Raw genomic sequence first — 14,243 nt, forward strand, 5'->3', positions numbered from 1 at the left:
GGCAAAGTCTTCAGGGGGTGGGGCCGATGCCGGATTTCGTGACGTTGGTGGTGCTGCTGGCCGCCGTGGTCCTGGCGGTGCCGGTGGCCAAGCGGATCGGCTTCGGCGGGCCGCTCGGCTATCTCGCGGCGGGGCTGGCCATCGGACCGGGCGGACTCGGATTGGTGACGGACGTCGAGGCGATCCGCCACGTCTCGGAACTCGGCGTCATCATGCTGCTGTTCCTGATCGGGCTGGAGCTGCGCCCCGCCCGCCTGTGGGTGATGCGACGATCGGTCCTAGGGCTGGGCGGCGCGCAGGTCGCGGTGACCGCCGTCGTGATCGCCGCCGCCACAATCCTCTTTCTGGGATTCACCCCCGCCGCCGCCGCGGTGACCGGATTCGGCCTTTCCCTGTCCTCCACCGCCATGGTGCTGCCCATGCTGGCGGAGCGGGAACTGCTGACCACCAACGCCGGACGCAGCGCCTTCTCCATCCTGCTCTTCCAGGACCTCGCCATCATCCCGGCGGTGGCGCTGCTGCCCCTGCTCGGTCACGGTGCCGGGGAGGTGCCGGACGCCGGGACGGCGTGGCTGGCCGTGCTGAAGGCCGGCGGCGCGATCGCTGTGATCCTGGCCGGCGGGCGCTACCTGCTGCGCCCGGTGCTGCGCATCGTGGACGGCGCTCGGACGCCGGAAATCTTCACCGCCACCGCCCTTCTGATCGTGCTGGGCACCGCCCTGTTCGCCGCCTGGGCGGGGCTGTCGATGTCGCTCGGCGCCTTCATGGCCGGGGTGCTGCTGTCCGATTCGGAGTACCGGCACGAGGTGCAGGCCGACATCGCGCCGTTCGAGGGGCTGCTGCTCGGCCTGTTCTTCGTCTCGGTGGGCATGGGGGCCGACGTGGCGGCGCTGATGGCCGAGCCGCTGCGCTACCTGTCGCTGGCGCTTGGCCTGATGGCGTTGAAGGCGGCGGCGCTGTTCGGGCTGGCCCGGCTGTCCGGCCTGCGTCCGGGCGGGTCGGTGCGGCTGTCCACCGTGCTGAGCCAGGGCGGCGAGTTCGGCTTCGTGCTGTTCGGGCTGGCCGTCGGTGTCGGCGCGATGAGCGGGGGACAGGCGGCGACGGCCATGCTGGTGGTCACGCTGTCGATGATCGCCACCCCCTTCGTCTTCGCGGCGGAGGAACGCTGGCTGGCGCCGCGGCTGATCGTGAAGCCCGTCCGCCCCTACGACACCATCGCCCCGGACGGGGAGCCGCCGGTGCTGATCTGCGGCTTCGGCCGGGTCGGGCAGATCGTCGGGCGCGTGCTGCGGCTGCGCGGCATCCCCTTCACGGCGCTGGAGCAGAGCGCCGAGCAGGTCGACGTGGTGCGGCGATTCGGCAACAAGGTCTATTACGGCGACCCGTCGCGGCTCGACCTGCTGCGCGCCGCCGGGGCCGACAAGGCCAAGGTGCTGGTGGTGGCGCTGGAGGACATGGAGCAGTCGCTGCGCGTGGTGGAGCTGGCAACGCGCCATTTCCCCCACCTCGTCATCCACGCCCGTGCCCGCAACCGCCGCCACGCCCATTTCCTGATGGACCGCGGGGTCACGCATTTCGTGCGCGAGACCTACGATTCGAGCCTGCGGCTGACCGGTGGCGTTCTGGAATCGCTGGGCCTGCCGCCGGAGGAGACCCGGCACACGCTGGACACCTTCCGCGAGCATGACGAGCGCACACTGATCCGCCAGCACGCCGTGCACCACGACGAGAACCGCCTGATCCAGACCTCCCGCCAAGCCGCCGCCGAGCTTCAGGCCCTGTTCGAGGCCGACCGCGAGGACCCGGAGGAGGAGCGCGACCGCAAGACCGTCTGACGCCCCTCCCCCCGCCTCAGCCGATCAGCAGGCTGTCGTCGGTGATGTCCTCGCCGCCGCGCTGCTTGGCGAACAGCGCCAGCAGATGCGGCACGTCCAGCCCGGCGCGCTGCTCCCCCGACACGTCGAGCACGATCCGCCCCTCGTGCAGCATCACCGTGCGGTCGCCGTAGTCCAGCGCCTGCCGCATGGAGTGGGTGACCATCAGGGTGGTCAGCCGATTCTCCTCGACGATGCGGCGGGTCAGGCCCAGCACGAACTCCGCCGTTCCGGGGTCGAGCGCCGCCGTGTGCTCGTCGAGAAGCAGGATCTTCGATCCGGCGAGCGTCGCCATCAACAGGCTGACCGCCTGCCGCTGCCCGCCGGACAGCAGGCCCATGCGGTCGTGCAGCCGGTTCTCCAGCCCCAATCCCAGCTCCGCGATGCGCTCGCGGAAATGCCGGCGGCGGTCGCCGCGCAGGGCGAAGCCCAGGCCGCGGCGGTGCCCGCGGGCGGCGGCCAGCGCTATGTTCTCCTCGATGGTCAGCGCGGTGCAACTGCCGACCATCGGGTCCTGGAAGACGCGGGCGACCAGCGAGGCGCGCTTCGGCGTCGCCCAGCGGGTGACGTCCACCCCGTCGATGGCGATGCTGCCCTCCTCGGCGATCACGTCGCCGGCCAGCGCGCCCAGGAAGGTCGACTTGCCGGCGCCGTTGGAGCCGATGACGGTGACGAACTGCCCTTCCGGGATCGTCAGGTCGACGCCGCGCAGGGCGTGCTTCTCCAGCGGAGTGCCGCGCCCGAAGGTGACGTGGATGCCGTTGACCGTGATCATCGGGCGGCCTCCCTCTTCTTCGATGCGGCTTTCAGCCGCACCCGCGGCAGGATCAGCGCCACCGCGACCAGGACGGCGGTGACGAGGTTGAGGTCGGAGGCCTGGAGCCCGATGGCGTCCGCCGACAGGGCCAGCTGGACCGCCAGACGATAGAGGATGGAGCCGACGACGCAGCCGACCAGCGCCCACAGCATCGCGCGGGCCGGCAGCACCGTCTCGCCGACGATCACCGCGGCCAGACCGACCACGATGGTGCCGATGCCGGTGGTCACGTCAGCGAAGCCGTTGGTCTGGGCGAACAGAGCGCCGGCCAGGGCGCACAGCCCGTTCGACAGGGCCATGCCGGCGTAGATGTGGAAGTCCGTCTGCACCCCCTGCGCACGGGCCATCCGGGCGTTGACGCCGGTCGCCCGCATGGCGAGGCCGAACTCGCTGTTCAGGAAGCGGGCCAGCAGCAGGACGACGGCGACCACCACGACCAGCACGACGAGCGGCCGCACCACATGGTCGGGCAGCCCCAGCCCGTAGAAGGGCGTCAGCACCGTGTCCTGCATCAGCAGAGCCACGTTCGGGCGGCCCATCACGCGCAGGTTCACCGAGAACAGCGCGATCATGGTCAGGATGCTGGCCAGCAGGTGCAGGATCTTGAAGCGGACGTTCAGCGTCGCCGTGACCAGCCCGGCCATCGATCCGGCCAGCGCCGCGACGAGGCTGGCGATCCACGGGTTGACCCCGGCGACCAGCAGCGTGGCGCAGACCGCGGCACCCAGCGGGAAGCTGCCGTCCACCGTCAGGTCCGGGAAATCGAGCACCCGGAAGGACAGGTACACGCCAAGGGCGACCAGCGCGTACACCAGCCCGATCTCGACGGCCCCGAAGAAGGCGATTTCACTCATGATTGGTCCTTGGGAGTGTCACGTCGGGCCCCCACCCAAACCCTCCCCCGCTCCGCAGGGGAGGGCTTTCTCCTCCCCCTGCGGAGCGGGGGAGGGTTTGGGTGGGGGGGCCGGCGCAACCACTCCCCTTCAACGAAACATTCAACGAAACAACTTACTGCCCGACCACCTTGGTCGCGCGCTGGGTCACCGCCTCGGGGATGGTCACGCCCATCGCCGCCGCGGATTTCGGATTCACGAACAGGTCGGTGCCTTTGGCGAAGGTCACCGGGACGTCGCCCGGCTTCTCGCCCTTGAGGATGCGAACCACGACCTCGCCGGTCTGGCGACCAACCTGCCGGTAATCGAAGCCGATGGAGGCCACCGTGCCGCGCGCCACGCTGTCGGTGTCGGCGGAGAAGACCGGCAGCTTGGCCTGCTGGCCCACCGCGACGACGCTCTCCAGCGCCGAGACAACCGTGTTGTCCAGCGGCACGTAGATCGCGTCGGCCTTGCCGACGAGGCTGCGGGCGGCGGGCTGGGCGTCGGCGGACTTGGTGGCGGTCGCCTCGACGACGGTCAGCCCGGCCTTCTGCGCCTCGTCCTTCAGCGCCTTGACCAGCGAGACGGAGTTCGGCTCGCCGGCGTTGTAGAGGACGCCCAGACGCTTGACCGACGGCACGATCTCGCGGATCAGCGCGACATGCGCGGCCACCGGGGCCATGTCCGACACGCCGGTGACGTTGGCGCCCGGCTTGTCCAGGCTGCGGACGAGCTGCGCGCCGACCGGGTCGGTCACCGCGGTGAAGACCACCGGAATGTCGCGGGTCGAGGCGACGACGGCCTGGGCGGAGGGGGTGGAGATCGGAACGATCACGTCCGGACGGGCGCCGGCGAACTGGCGGGCGATCTGCGCGGCGGTTGCGGGGTTGCCCTGGGCGCTCTGATACTCGACCTTCAGAGTGTCACCCGGCGTGTAGCCCGCGGCCTTCAGCGCCTCGATCACGCCGTCGCGCGTGGCGTCCAGCGCCGGATGCTCGACGATGGCGGTGATCGCGACGGTCTTGGTCTGGGCAAAGGCGGCGGCGCTGGTCAGCGCGACAGCCGCCGTGGCGGCGGCGAGAAACAGGCGGGTGATCGTCATGGCTCCAGGCTCCCGGAGGGGGTTTGTGCATCCCGTAGACGCCCAGGGGCCGGTCCGTCAACTGCCCGAACAGGAATCCGATGAGCGAAGACCCGCGTGACGCCCGACTCCAAGCCCTCGAATCCGCCATCGCCGACATCGAGGCCGAAGCCCGCGCCGCCGCGCACGCCCTGTGCGCCCATGAGCTTCAGATGCGGCTGGAGAACATTGCCCGCCGCGTGGAGGCCCTGCGCGCGGCGCAACCCCGGAGTGCGGGCGACGGAACGGCGTGACGATCGGTCGCTCCCTCCCCATATGAGGCCCTTCGGGGAGCGGATTGCAGGGGGGACGGTCGTGACGGCGGAAGACAGGACGGTGGAAGACGGCACGCAGGACGGCGCACGGTCGAAGACGACGGCGGCATTGCGCGGGCTGATGGGGCAATGCCCGGCCTGCGGGCGCGGGCGCCTGCTGCGGAACTACCTGAAGCCGGTCGACCAGTGCTCCCATTGCGGCGAGGCATTCGGCCATCTGCGCGCCGACGACGCCCCGCCCTGGATGACCATCCTGATCGTCGGCCACATCATCATCCCGGCGGTCCTGTCGGTCGAGCAGAGCTACGAGCCGGCGACCTGGGTGCATCTCACCATCTGGCCGCTGCTGACCCTGTTGCTGACCGGCCTGCTGCTGCCGCGCTGCAAGGGCGTGGTGCTGGGGCTGCTGTGGAGCACCGGCGCGCCGGGGTCGGAGCGCGCCTGATCCCCTTCAGTCGAAACTGAGGGCGAAGCTCGCCCGCCCCTGCCCGGCCTGGAAGCGCTGCCACATCACGCCGAAGGCGGCCTCCAGCGCGCGGGTGAAACGCACGCCGTTCAGCGCCGGGGACGCCGCCAGCCGGTCCCGCAACCCGCCGCGCAGGGCCGCCAGCCCCGCCGGGTCGGCGACCAGAGCCGCCGCCTTGGCGACGTAGCCGTCCGGCCCGTCGGCCACCAGATCGGACAGCCCCGCCGAGGCGAGGTGCGTCACCGAATGGCGGGCGCAGAAGCGGTCGCCGCCCAGCGTCACCACCGGCACGCCCATCCACAACGCCTCCAGAGTCGTCAGCCCGCCGGAATAGGGGAAGGGGTCCAGCGCCACATCGACTTCGCCGTAACCGGCCAGGAACTCCCGGTGCGGCGCCCCGCCCCGCAGATCGACCCGCGCCGGGTCCAGCCCGGCCCGCTCGAACAGGGCCAGCGTGCGCGCGGCGGTGCCGGCGTCGTCCAGCCCCGGCGTGCGCAGCAGCAGGCGGGAGCCGGGGACAGCGCCCAGCACGCGCGCCCACAGCGCCGCGACCTCCGCGTTCAGCTTGGGCAGGGCGTTGAAGGAGCCGAAGGTGGCGTGGCCGCGCGTCGCCAGCGGCAGCGGTGCGACCGGCGGCGCGTCCTCGGGCGGCGCCCAGGACACATAGGCGTCGGGCATGCGCACCACGCCCTCGATGCACCAGCCGTCCGATCCTGGCGGGCTCTGCCGCGAGTCGGAAATCAGATAGTCCATGGCCGGCAGGCCGGTGGTGCCGACATAGCCCGCCCAGGTCGCCTGCACCGGCGCCGCGCGCCGCGCGAAAACCGGCAGGCGGTTGCCGAAGGTGTGGCCCGCCAGATCGATCAGGATGTGGATGCCGTCCGCCTGGATGCGCTGGGCCAGGGCCTCGTCGTCCAGGCCGGTGGTCCAGACCCAGTAGTCGGCGTGGGCCATCAGCCGCTCGGTCTTCCAGTCCGGGTTGGCGGTGTTGGCGTAGCAGACCACCTCGAAGGCCGAGCGGTCGTGGTTCGCCAGCACCGGCTCCAGGAAGAAGCCCACGGGATGTGCGCGGAAGTCCGGCGAGACATAGCCGATGCGCATCCTCGGCGCCGGAGCGGCCACCGCGGGCGCCGGGCGGTCGGGGTAGCGGGCGCCCCAGTCCGCGTGGGCCTGGGCGATCGCCGGCATGGTCAGCCCTGGCGCGTACTGCATCAGGTAGAGGCGCGAGGCGTGCAGCGAATCGACGGTGCCGTGCTGCGCCATTACGGCGTCGATCTCCGCCAGGGCCTCCTCCGCCCGCCCCTGCATGGCGAGCACGCGGGTGGCGCGGTTCGCCCGCACCTCCGCCCGGCCCGGCGCCAGGGCGAGCGCCGCTCCATAGGCGTCGTCGGCCTCGCCCAGCCGGTTCATCTCGGCCAGCGCGTTGCCGAGGTTGTAGGGGTGCGCCCAGTTGGCCGGATCGAGCCGCCCGGCCCTCTCATAGAGCGCCACCGCCTCCGCCCGCCGCGCCTGGGCGCGCAGCAGCACGCCGAGATTGGCAACGGCCGCCAGCGTCTTCGGGTTCAGCGCGATGGCGCGGCGGAAGAAGGCCTCCGCCCGCGCCGAATCGCCGGCCCGGCGCACCGCCTCCGCCATGGCGAGCAGCCCGTCCATCGCCATCTCCAGCGACGGGTCGAGGTTCAGCGCCCCGGCATAGGCGTTGGCCGCCCCGGCGACGTCGCCCAGGCTTTCCATCACCAGCCCGTAATTGGCCCACCAGACGGGGACCGAGGGATAGGCGGCGATGGCCTGCCCGATCAGGTCCAAGGCCTCGTCGAACCGCCCGGCCTGCGCCGCGACGAGGCCCTGGCGGTGGAGTCCATCGGCCTCGTGCGGAGTCATCGGGGGCGGCGTCATGACGGTTGGTCCTTACACAGTTGAAGCGGGCGTTACTCGGCGCGGCCGAGCTGGTCCATCAGCTCCCGCCATTCGCGCTTGGACAGGCCGCTGGCCTCCTGGGTCACCGCCTCGCCGGACAGCAGGCGCTTCACGACCTCCAGCCCGGTCTTCGACATGTGGGTGCCGCCCAGCCGGTACTCGCTGAAGGCGTCGAACACAGCGGGGACCCAGCGCTTCACCACGTCCAGCATGGCCTCCGCGTAGACGCGGATCTCGTACTGGGCGTGCGGGTCGGCACGCAGGCTGAGGAAATGCAGAAGGTTGTGGAGATCGACCTTCCAGTACCACTGGGTGTAATAGTTCAGCGTCAGGTTCATGCGCGCCAGCTCGCGCGCCAGACCCTGGCGGCCCTCCTCGATGGTGGTGCCGTCCTCGCGCTGGTTCAGCATCTCCTCGTAATGGGCGTAGACCGTCTCCGAATCGTCGCGCAGCAGCTTCATCACCGCCGCCGCCTCGTCGCCTTGGAGGACGTCGCCGCGGCCCTGCCGGTTGACGACGGCCTGGGCGCCCAGGTTCTCGGGCGTCGGGATGTAGAACTCGCGGTCGAGGATGGAGTAGCGCGCGGAGTATTCGTTGACGTTCGCCGTGCGGTGGCGAATCCACTGACGGGCAACAAAGATCGGCAGTTTGACGTGGAACTTGATCTCGCACATCTCGAACGGGGTCGAGTGGCGATGGCGCATCAGATACTTGATGAGGCCGGCGTCCTCGGTGACCTTCTTGGTGCCCTTGCCGTAGGACACGCGCGCCGCCTGGACGACGGCCGAATCGTCGCCCATGTAATCGACGACGCGCACGAAGCCGTGGTCCAGGACCTCGATCGGCTCATAGAGGATCTCCTCCAGGGCCGGAACGGTGGCGCGGCGGGTGGTGGCGGTGACGGCGCGCAGGCGGTCGATCTCGGCGCGCTGCTCGGGCGTGATCGGCATGGGTACTCCGGGGACTGAATTCGGGCGGCACTCTACGTCCGCGAACCCGCACAGTCATCCCTTTCGCGGCGGGCTCCGGTCAGAATCCGCCGCACCCCCTTTCCATATCCGGATGAAGGGCCTATATTGGGTCCGTCGGCAGCAGCCGACTATGGCGATAAACGCCTTGCGGAATAAGCGTTGTGGACCCGGGGGCGGTACCCGGCGCCTCCACCAAACAAACCACCGGTCTCTCGGGCGTTGCCGTAGGGAGCGGGTTCGTTGGGGGCGAAATAGGATCGACACGCGTGGTAAAGGCATGGTCTTCGCCCGGCATGGTTCCGCCGTTATCGGGCCATTGCAATAGTTGCCAACGACAACGTTGCTCCGGTCGCCGTTGCCGCCTAACGGCGGTGACTGACCGAAATCAATCCCCGATGGGTAGCACCTGAGGGTGGGGCCGTGGGCCGCCTAGCAACAGAAGGCCCACACTTACCCGTCTGGCGTTAAGGACCCGCCCAAGAATGCCGAGAGAGCAGTTGCGTTATGACCGCATGGTCGAGGCCGCCCTGCGCGGTGTCGTCCGTGACGCGCTCCGCCAGGTGACGGACCGCGGGCTCCCCGGCGATCATCACTTTTACCTGACCTTCCGGACGGGTTACCCGGGCGTCGACATCCCCGAATATCTGTCGTCCCAGTATCCCAACGAGATGACCATCGTCATCCAGTACCAGTTCTATGGGCTGGAAGCGCTGGACGATCATTTCGAGGTGACGCTGAGCTTCAACAACGTGCATGAGCGGCTGGTCATCCCTTACGCCGCCATCACCACCTTCGCCGATCCGTCGGAAAATTTCGCCCTCCAGTTCCAGCCGGTGGAGCCCGCCGAATCGGCGGAGATCGCCACCATCCCCGCGCGCGAGACGCCGGAGAAGAAGGCTGCGGACGGTCGAGACGGGGCGAAGCCGTCCATCGCGAAGCTCGCCAAGTCCGATTCGGCCAAGGCCGACGCCGGCAAGCCCGACACCGACCGCTCCGGCGAGGAGCCGAAGCGCGGCGAGGTCGTGGCGCTTGACGCCTTCCGCAAAAAATAGGCTTCCACCAACAGGCTCCCCAGCATGGCCACGGTCAACGAACTCGTCCGTTTCCTGTGCGAGTCGCTGACGCCGTTGGGGGCCATCACCGCCCGCCGCATGTTCGGCGGCTACGCGGTCTATTGCGACGGCGTCGTCTTCGCGCTGGTCGCCCGCAACATCCTGTATTTCAAGACCGACGACGGCAACCGCGCGGAGTACGAGGCGCTGGGCCTGCGCCCCTTCAAGCCTTTCGACGACAAGCCAACGGTCCTGCCCTATTTCCCGCCGCCCGACTCGGCGCTGGACGACCCGGACGAGCTTCTGCTCTGGGCCCGCCCGGCCCTGGCGGCGGCGATCCGCACCGCCGCCGTCAAGAAACCATCCCGCAGGAAGGCAAAGGCCTGAACCGTCAGATGTTCTCCGCCATATGGGTGGAGGCATTGTCCACCGGAGTGTTTCCGGCGCGCTGGCGGATCTGACGGGCGAAGCGCGCGGGACTCGGCAGATGGCTGAGCAGGCGCCCGGCGCGGCCCATGGCGGACATCGCCTTGCCCATGCTCATCACGTCGCCCAACCGGCGGTCCACGAAGGCCCAGGTCTCCGCATGCCCCTCCGACCGGTCGTCCAGCCAATAGAAGGTCGCGGAGCTGAGCACCGCGGCCAGCGTGGCCCGCTTGGTGTAATGGTTGAAGTCGGTGGCCGTGTCGCCCGCCGCGAACCACATGGCGTCCACCGTGCGGTAGAGCATCCGCAGCCCCATGCCGAAATTCTGCGGCATGGCGAGATAGGCGAGCAGGCGGCGCTTGGCCTCCATGTGCGGTTCCAGCACCTCGAAATGGGTGCGGATGGCGAGCGCGATCTTCTCGCCCACCCTCATCTCGTCGAGCGGGTGCTTGTCCAACTCCGCCAGCATGCGGCGGTCGGTCCAGGCGCCGAAATGCTCGACCAGTTCCGGCACGCCGCCGGGAAAGGCGCGGTGCATGGTCGCCGTGTCGTAGCCGGCCATCTGCGCGCCGTCGCGCAGCGCCTGCTGGCTCCAGCCGTCGAACACGATGTTGGGAAGCGTGGAGAGCAGGATGTCGTCCCGCACCGCGTCCATATCCAGCGCAGCGTCCATGTCAGTCTCTCCCCTCCTGCTGTTCCAGCGCCTCGGTCACGTGATGCGCCTCGTCGGTGAAGGCCAGATAGCGCAGATCGGTCATCCGGTCGATGTAAAGCACGCCGTCCAGATGATCGCACTCGTGCTGGATGACGCGGGCGTGGAGTCCCGACGCTTCGCGCTCGATGGGTTCGCCGTCCAGCCCGACACCGCGGTAGCGGATGCGGGCGAATCGCGGAACGACGCCACGCAGCTCGGGAATCGACAGGCAGCCCTCCATCCCGTGCTCCATCCCATCGTCCAGCGGCTCGATCACCGGGTTGATGAGCACGGTCGGCTCCACCGACTCGCCGCCGGAGCGCATGGCGGGAACGCGGAACACGATCATGCGCAGCGATTCGTGCACCTGCGGCGCCGCCAGCCCGACTCCGGGCGCGTCCAGCATGGTGTCGATCATGTCGGACGCCAGCCGCCGGATCTCCGGAGCCGTCGGGTCGGGCACGGGGGCTGCGACCTTGCGCAGCACCGGGTGCCCCATGCGGGCGATCTTCAACAGGGCCATGCCCTATTATCTGGGCGTCGCGGGCCGCCGGGCAACCGTTTTGCCCATGCATTGTCGCTTTGGGGCACGCAGGGTTGGAAGACTCCGCTTCACAGGCGGCCCCGTCCGTGCTACATAAAGGTCCACACAAGGGGTGCGCCCGAAAGCGCATGCCTGTCGCATGCCTGTTTGTTGCCTCATGGCAACTCGGCTCACTTGATAAAGGTGACGGTTAACGTGCAAGTTCTGGTCCGAGACAACAACGTCGATCAGGCCCTCCGCGCGCTGAAGAAGAAGATGCAGCGCGAGGGCATTTTCCGGGAAATGAAGCTGCGCCGGAACTACGAGAAGCCCTCGGAGAAGCGCGCGCGTGAGAAGGCCGAAGCGGTGCGTCGCACCCGCAAGCTGCTCCGCAAGCGCATGGAGCGCGAGGGCTATTAATCCTCAGGCGCGTTTCGCGCCGGATTGACAGGCGCGCTTCGGCGCGCCGGGCATCCATGCGCGTTCGCGCGCTTGCCCCTCTTGTGTCTTGCACCTGCCGCCCCGCGTCTGCGCGTGGGCGGTTTTGGTGCATCTGCGGTCCGTTTCGCCGCACAAAGAACATCTACCAAGAAAAGAATTGGGAGGGTCGCCAATGAGCGCATCCAAGGACACTCCGCGCGTCTCCGTGCCGGCGCTGCGCGCGCGCAAGGGCGGGGAACCGATCGTCTGCCTGACCGCCTACACGACTCCGGTCGCCCGTCTGCTGGACCCGCATGTCGACCTGCTGCTGGTCGGCGACTCGCTGGGCATGGTGGTCTACGGCTTCGACAGCACGCTTCCCGTCACGCTCGACATGATGATCGCCCACGGCGCCGCCGTGGTGCGCGGCTCGCGCCACGCCTGCGTGGTGGTCGACCTGCCCTTCGGCAGCTACCAGGAAAGCCCCCAGGTGGCCTTCCGCAACGCCGCCCGCGTCATGGCGGAGAGCGGCGCCCAGGCGGTGAAGGTGGAAGGCGGGCTGGAGATGGCCGAGACGGTGGCCTACCTGACCACCCGCGGCGTGCCGGTGATGGGCCATGTCGGCCTGCTGCCGCAGTCGGTCAACGCGCTCGGCGGCTACAAGGCGGTGGGCCGCGATCCGGAAGCGGCGGAGCGCATCCGCGCCGACGCCCGCGCCATCGCCGAGGCCGGCGCCTTCTCCCTGGTCATCGAGGGCACGATGGAGTCGCTGGCCCGCCAGATCACCGAGGATGTGGCCATCCCGACCATCGGCATCGGCGCCTCTCCGGCCTGCGACGGGCAGGTCCTGGTGTCCGACGACATGTTCGGCCTGTTCGGCGAGTTCCAGCCCAAGTTCGTCAAGCGCTACGCCCAGCTCGGCACCGCCATCGGCGAAGCCGCCGCGACCTACGCCGCCGAGGTGAAGGCTCGCAGCTTCCCCGGTCCGGAGCATTGCTTCGGCGTCAAGAAGGCGTAAGCGCCCTCCCCTCTCCAAATGAAAAAGCCGTGCGGCCCCGCACGGCTTTTTTCTTGTTCCGGGGAACGTCAGGCGCCGTCCACCACGATCATGCGGAAGTCGGCGGCGCCCTTCCGGGCCTCGCGCGCCTCGCGGTATTCCGGGCTGTCGTAGAAGGCCTTGGCGGCGGCGTAGTCCGGAAATTCCAGGATGACCACGCGGCTGGGCTGCCAGCCGCCTTCCAGCTCCTCCGCCTGCCCGCCGCGGGCGATGAAGCGCCCGCCATTCCTGGCGACCGCGTTCGGGGTCAGCTTCTTGTAGTTTTCATAGGCCGCGGGATTCGTCACGTTCACGTCGGCGATGATGTAGGCGGGCATGGCGTCCTCTCTCCGTTCCCTGTGATGGCAAAAAAGAACCCCCGGGGCGAGCCGGCCCCGGGGGTTCATCCTACTCCACAGCTGTGACGCCGCGGGTTACTCCATCGACTTCACGACCTCTTCAGTGACCTTCTTGGCGTCGCCGAACAGCATCATGGTGTTGGGGCGGAAGAACAGCTCGTTCTCCACGCCGGCGTAGCCGGCGGCCATGCCGCGCTTGATGAAGAACACCGTCTTGGCCTTCTCGACGTCGAGGATCGGCATGCCGTAGATCGGCGACTGCGGATCGGTCTTGGCCGCCGGGTTGGTCACGTCGTTGGCGCCGATCACGAAGGCCACGTCCGCCGTGCCGAAGTCGCGGTTGATGTCCTCCAGCTCGAACACCTCGTCGTAGGGCACGTTGGCCTCGGCCAGCAGCACGTTCATGTGCCCCGGCATGCGCCCCGCCACCGGATGGATGGCGTACTTGACCTCGACGCCTTCCTTCTTCAGCAGGTCGGCCATCTCGCGCAGCGCGTGCTGCGCCTGGGCCACCGCCATGCCGTAGCCGGGGACGATGATCACCGACTGGGCGTTCTTCATGATGTAGGCCGCGTCCTCCGGCGAGCCGGCCTTGACCGTGCCGCGCTCGCCGCCGCCGGCCGCCGCCGAGGCCGCCCCGCTGTCGCCGCCGAAGCCGCCCAGGATGACGTTGAAGATCGAGCGGTTCATGCCCTTGCACATGATGTAGGACAGGATCGCGCCCGACGAGCCGACCAGCGCGCCCGTGACGATCAGCAGGTTGTTCTGCAGCGTGAAGCCAATGCCCGCCGCCGCCCAGCCCGAATAGCTGTTCAGCATCGAGATCACCACCGGCATGTCCGCCCCGCCGATCGGCAGGATCAGCAGGAAGCCGAGCGCCAGCGCGACCAGAACGATGATCCACATCGCCACGCTGGAGTTGCTCTGGACCAGCCAGACGATGAGGAGGATGGTCAGCACGCCGAGGGCGGCGTTGAGGTGGTGCTGGAAGGGGAAGACCAGCGGCTTGCCGGTGACGAGGCCCTGCAGCTTGGCAAACGCGACGATCGAGCCGGTGAAGGTGATGGCGCCGATGGCGGTGCCGAGCGCCATCTCGACCAGCGAGCCCTTGGCGATGGCGCCGGGCACGCCGATGCCGTAGGCCTCGGGCGAGTAGAAGGCCGACAGCGCCACGAACACCGCGGCCAGACCGACCAGCGAGTGGAAGGCGGCGACGAGCTGCGGCAGGGCGGTCATCTCGATCTTCTTGGCGATGACGTAGCCGATGCCGCCGCCGATGGCGATGCCGAGCACGATCATCCAGTAGGACTGGACGATGGGCAGGGCCAGCGTGGTCAGCACGGCGATGGTCATGCCGGCCATGCCGAAGAAGTTGCCCTGGCGGGAGGTCTCCGGGCTGGACAGGCCGCGCAGCGCCA

At 69.1% G+C, this 14,243-nt stretch carries 16 protein-coding genes and 1 other RNA gene; 8 read left to right on the forward strand and 9 right to left on the reverse strand.

The annotated features are described in order from the left end of the window. Positions 1–26: 26 nt before the first annotated feature. Positions 27–1,835 (forward strand): monovalent cation:proton antiporter-2 (CPA2) family protein, encoded by a 1,809-nt coding sequence (locus DS837_RS29050; RefSeq protein ID WP_149167923.1) that lies wholly within the window; start codon positions 27–29, stop codon positions 1,833–1,835. Positions 1,836–1,851: 16 nt separating this feature from the next. On the opposite strand, the gene DS837_RS29055 is transcribed toward DS837_RS29050, so the two are convergent. The 3 genes from DS837_RS29055 to DS837_RS29065 form a co-directional block, all read right to left on the reverse strand. Then, positions 1,852–2,649, reverse strand: coding sequence for an ABC transporter ATP-binding protein (locus tag DS837_RS29055; protein WP_149167924.1), 798 nt, complete (start codon positions 2,647–2,649; stop codon positions 1,852–1,854). Then, on the reverse strand, positions 2,646–3,545 hold the full coding sequence (locus DS837_RS29060) for an ABC transporter permease (protein ID WP_149167925.1): 900 nt from the start codon (positions 3,543–3,545) through the stop codon (positions 2,646–2,648). Before DS837_RS29060 ends, DS837_RS29055 begins: the two co-directional genes overlap by 4 nt. Before the next feature lie 154 nt (positions 3,546–3,699). Then, the gene (locus DS837_RS29065; protein ID WP_149167926.1) at positions 3,700–4,668 is read right to left on the reverse strand and encodes an ABC transporter substrate-binding protein; all 969 of its coding nucleotides are present in this window, start codon (positions 4,666–4,668) and stop codon (positions 3,700–3,702) included. An 80-nt stretch (positions 4,669–4,748) separates the two neighbouring features. Here DS837_RS29065 and DS837_RS29070 point away from each other — a divergent pair, with 80 nt between their 5' ends. Next, positions 4,749–4,940, forward strand: a complete 192-nt coding sequence (locus DS837_RS29070) for a hypothetical protein (RefSeq protein WP_149167927.1) — start codon at positions 4,749–4,751, stop codon at positions 4,938–4,940. A 61-nt stretch (positions 4,941–5,001) separates the two neighbouring features. Beyond that, positions 5,002–5,406 (forward strand): DUF983 domain-containing protein, encoded by a 405-nt coding sequence (locus DS837_RS29075; protein ID WP_149167928.1) that lies wholly within the window; start codon positions 5,002–5,004, stop codon positions 5,404–5,406. A 6-nt stretch (positions 5,407–5,412) separates the two neighbouring features. Here the strand turns inward: DS837_RS29075 and DS837_RS29080 are convergent, their stop codons facing one another. Both DS837_RS29080 and thyX read right to left on the reverse strand, forming a co-directional pair. After that, positions 5,413–7,323, reverse strand: coding sequence for an O-linked N-acetylglucosamine transferase, SPINDLY family protein (locus tag DS837_RS29080; RefSeq protein ID WP_149167929.1), 1,911 nt, complete (start codon positions 7,321–7,323; stop codon positions 5,413–5,415). 32 nt (positions 7,324–7,355) lie between these two features. Next, positions 7,356–8,294, reverse strand: a complete 939-nt coding sequence (gene thyX, locus DS837_RS29085; protein ID WP_038528629.1) for an FAD-dependent thymidylate synthase — start codon at positions 8,292–8,294, stop codon at positions 7,356–7,358. A gap of 95 nt (positions 8,295–8,389) precedes the next feature. Here thyX and ssrA point away from each other — a divergent pair. From ssrA to DS837_RS29100, 3 genes are all read left to right on the forward strand, one after another. Then, positions 8,390–8,766, forward strand: a transfer-messenger RNA (tmRNA) gene (gene ssrA / locus DS837_RS29090). Between the two features lie 31 nt (positions 8,767–8,797). Next, entirely contained in the window at positions 8,798–9,367 is a 570-nt protein-coding gene (locus DS837_RS29095) for an SspB family protein (protein WP_149167930.1), read from the forward strand. 24 nt (positions 9,368–9,391) lie between these two features. Then, the gene (locus tag DS837_RS29100) at positions 9,392–9,754 is read left to right on the forward strand and encodes a TfoX/Sxy family protein (RefSeq protein WP_149167931.1); all 363 of its coding nucleotides are present in this window, start codon (positions 9,392–9,394) and stop codon (positions 9,752–9,754) included. 4 nt (positions 9,755–9,758) lie between these two features. Here the strand turns inward: DS837_RS29100 and DS837_RS29105 are convergent, their stop codons facing one another. Beyond that, positions 9,759–10,466, reverse strand: coding sequence for a COQ9 family protein (locus tag DS837_RS29105; protein WP_149167932.1), 708 nt, complete (start codon positions 10,464–10,466; stop codon positions 9,759–9,761). A gap of 1 nt (position 10,467) precedes the next feature. Then, positions 10,468–11,010, reverse strand: coding sequence for a peptide deformylase (gene def, locus DS837_RS29110; protein WP_149167933.1), 543 nt, complete (start codon positions 11,008–11,010; stop codon positions 10,468–10,470). A 216-nt stretch (positions 11,011–11,226) separates the two neighbouring features. Between def and rpsU the strand changes: the two genes are divergently transcribed. Further along, a complete protein-coding gene (gene rpsU / locus DS837_RS29115) occupies positions 11,227–11,430 on the forward strand; it encodes a 30S ribosomal protein S21 (RefSeq protein WP_012974546.1) in 204 nt (67 codons plus the stop codon). Between the two features lie 193 nt (positions 11,431–11,623). Further along, on the forward strand, positions 11,624–12,448 hold the full coding sequence (gene panB, locus DS837_RS29120) for a 3-methyl-2-oxobutanoate hydroxymethyltransferase (RefSeq protein WP_149167934.1): 825 nt from the start codon (positions 11,624–11,626) through the stop codon (positions 12,446–12,448). Between the two features lie 68 nt (positions 12,449–12,516). Here panB and DS837_RS29125 read toward each other — a convergent pair whose 3' ends face one another. Then, positions 12,517–12,804: a DUF1330 domain-containing protein gene (locus tag DS837_RS29125; RefSeq protein ID WP_149167935.1), complete on the reverse strand. Its 288-nt coding sequence runs from the start codon at positions 12,802–12,804 to the stop codon at positions 12,517–12,519. 96 nt (positions 12,805–12,900) lie between these two features. Then, positions 12,901–14,243: NAD(P)(+) transhydrogenase (Re/Si-specific) subunit beta (locus DS837_RS29130; protein ID WP_149167936.1), on the reverse strand; the 1,343-nt coding region annotated here is incomplete at its 5' end.

Source organism: Azospirillum brasilense (assembly GCF_008365405.1).
Classification (GTDB): domain Bacteria; phylum Pseudomonadota; class Alphaproteobacteria; order Azospirillales; family Azospirillaceae; genus Azospirillum; species Azospirillum brasilense_D.

Coding starts and splice junctions, on each gene's coding strand:
- DS837_RS29125 (WP_149167935.1), bottom strand. CDS start 12,804: ATGCCCGCCTACATCATCGCCGACGTGAACGTGACGAATCCCGCGGCC.
- DS837_RS29095 (WP_149167930.1), top strand. CDS start 8,798: ATGCCGAGAGAGCAGTTGCGTTATGACCGCATGGTCGAGGCCGCCCTG.
- DS837_RS29055 (WP_149167924.1), bottom strand. CDS start 2,649: ATGATCACGGTCAACGGCATCCACGTCACCTTCGGGCGCGGCACTCCG.
- DS837_RS29070 (WP_149167927.1), top strand. CDS start 4,749: ATGAGCGAAGACCCGCGTGACGCCCGACTCCAAGCCCTCGAATCCGCC.
- panB (WP_149167934.1), top strand. CDS start 11,624: ATGAGCGCATCCAAGGACACTCCGCGCGTCTCCGTGCCGGCGCTGCGC.
- def (WP_149167933.1), bottom strand. CDS start 11,010: ATGGCCCTGTTGAAGATCGCCCGCATGGGGCACCCGGTGCTGCGCAAG.
- DS837_RS29050 (WP_149167923.1), top strand. CDS start 27: ATGCCGGATTTCGTGACGTTGGTGGTGCTGCTGGCCGCCGTGGTCCTG.
- thyX (WP_038528629.1), bottom strand. CDS start 8,294: ATGCCGATCACGCCCGAGCAGCGCGCCGAGATCGACCGCCTGCGCGCC.
- DS837_RS29065 (WP_149167926.1), bottom strand. CDS start 4,668: ATGACGATCACCCGCCTGTTTCTCGCCGCCGCCACGGCGGCTGTCGCG.
- DS837_RS29100 (WP_149167931.1), top strand. CDS start 9,392: ATGGCCACGGTCAACGAACTCGTCCGTTTCCTGTGCGAGTCGCTGACG.
- DS837_RS29105 (WP_149167932.1), bottom strand. CDS start 10,466: ATGGACGCTGCGCTGGATATGGACGCGGTGCGGGACGACATCCTGCTC.
- DS837_RS29080 (WP_149167929.1), bottom strand. CDS start 7,323: ATGACGCCGCCCCCGATGACTCCGCACGAGGCCGATGGACTCCACCGC.
- DS837_RS29060 (WP_149167925.1), bottom strand. CDS start 3,545: ATGAGTGAAATCGCCTTCTTCGGGGCCGTCGAGATCGGGCTGGTGTAC.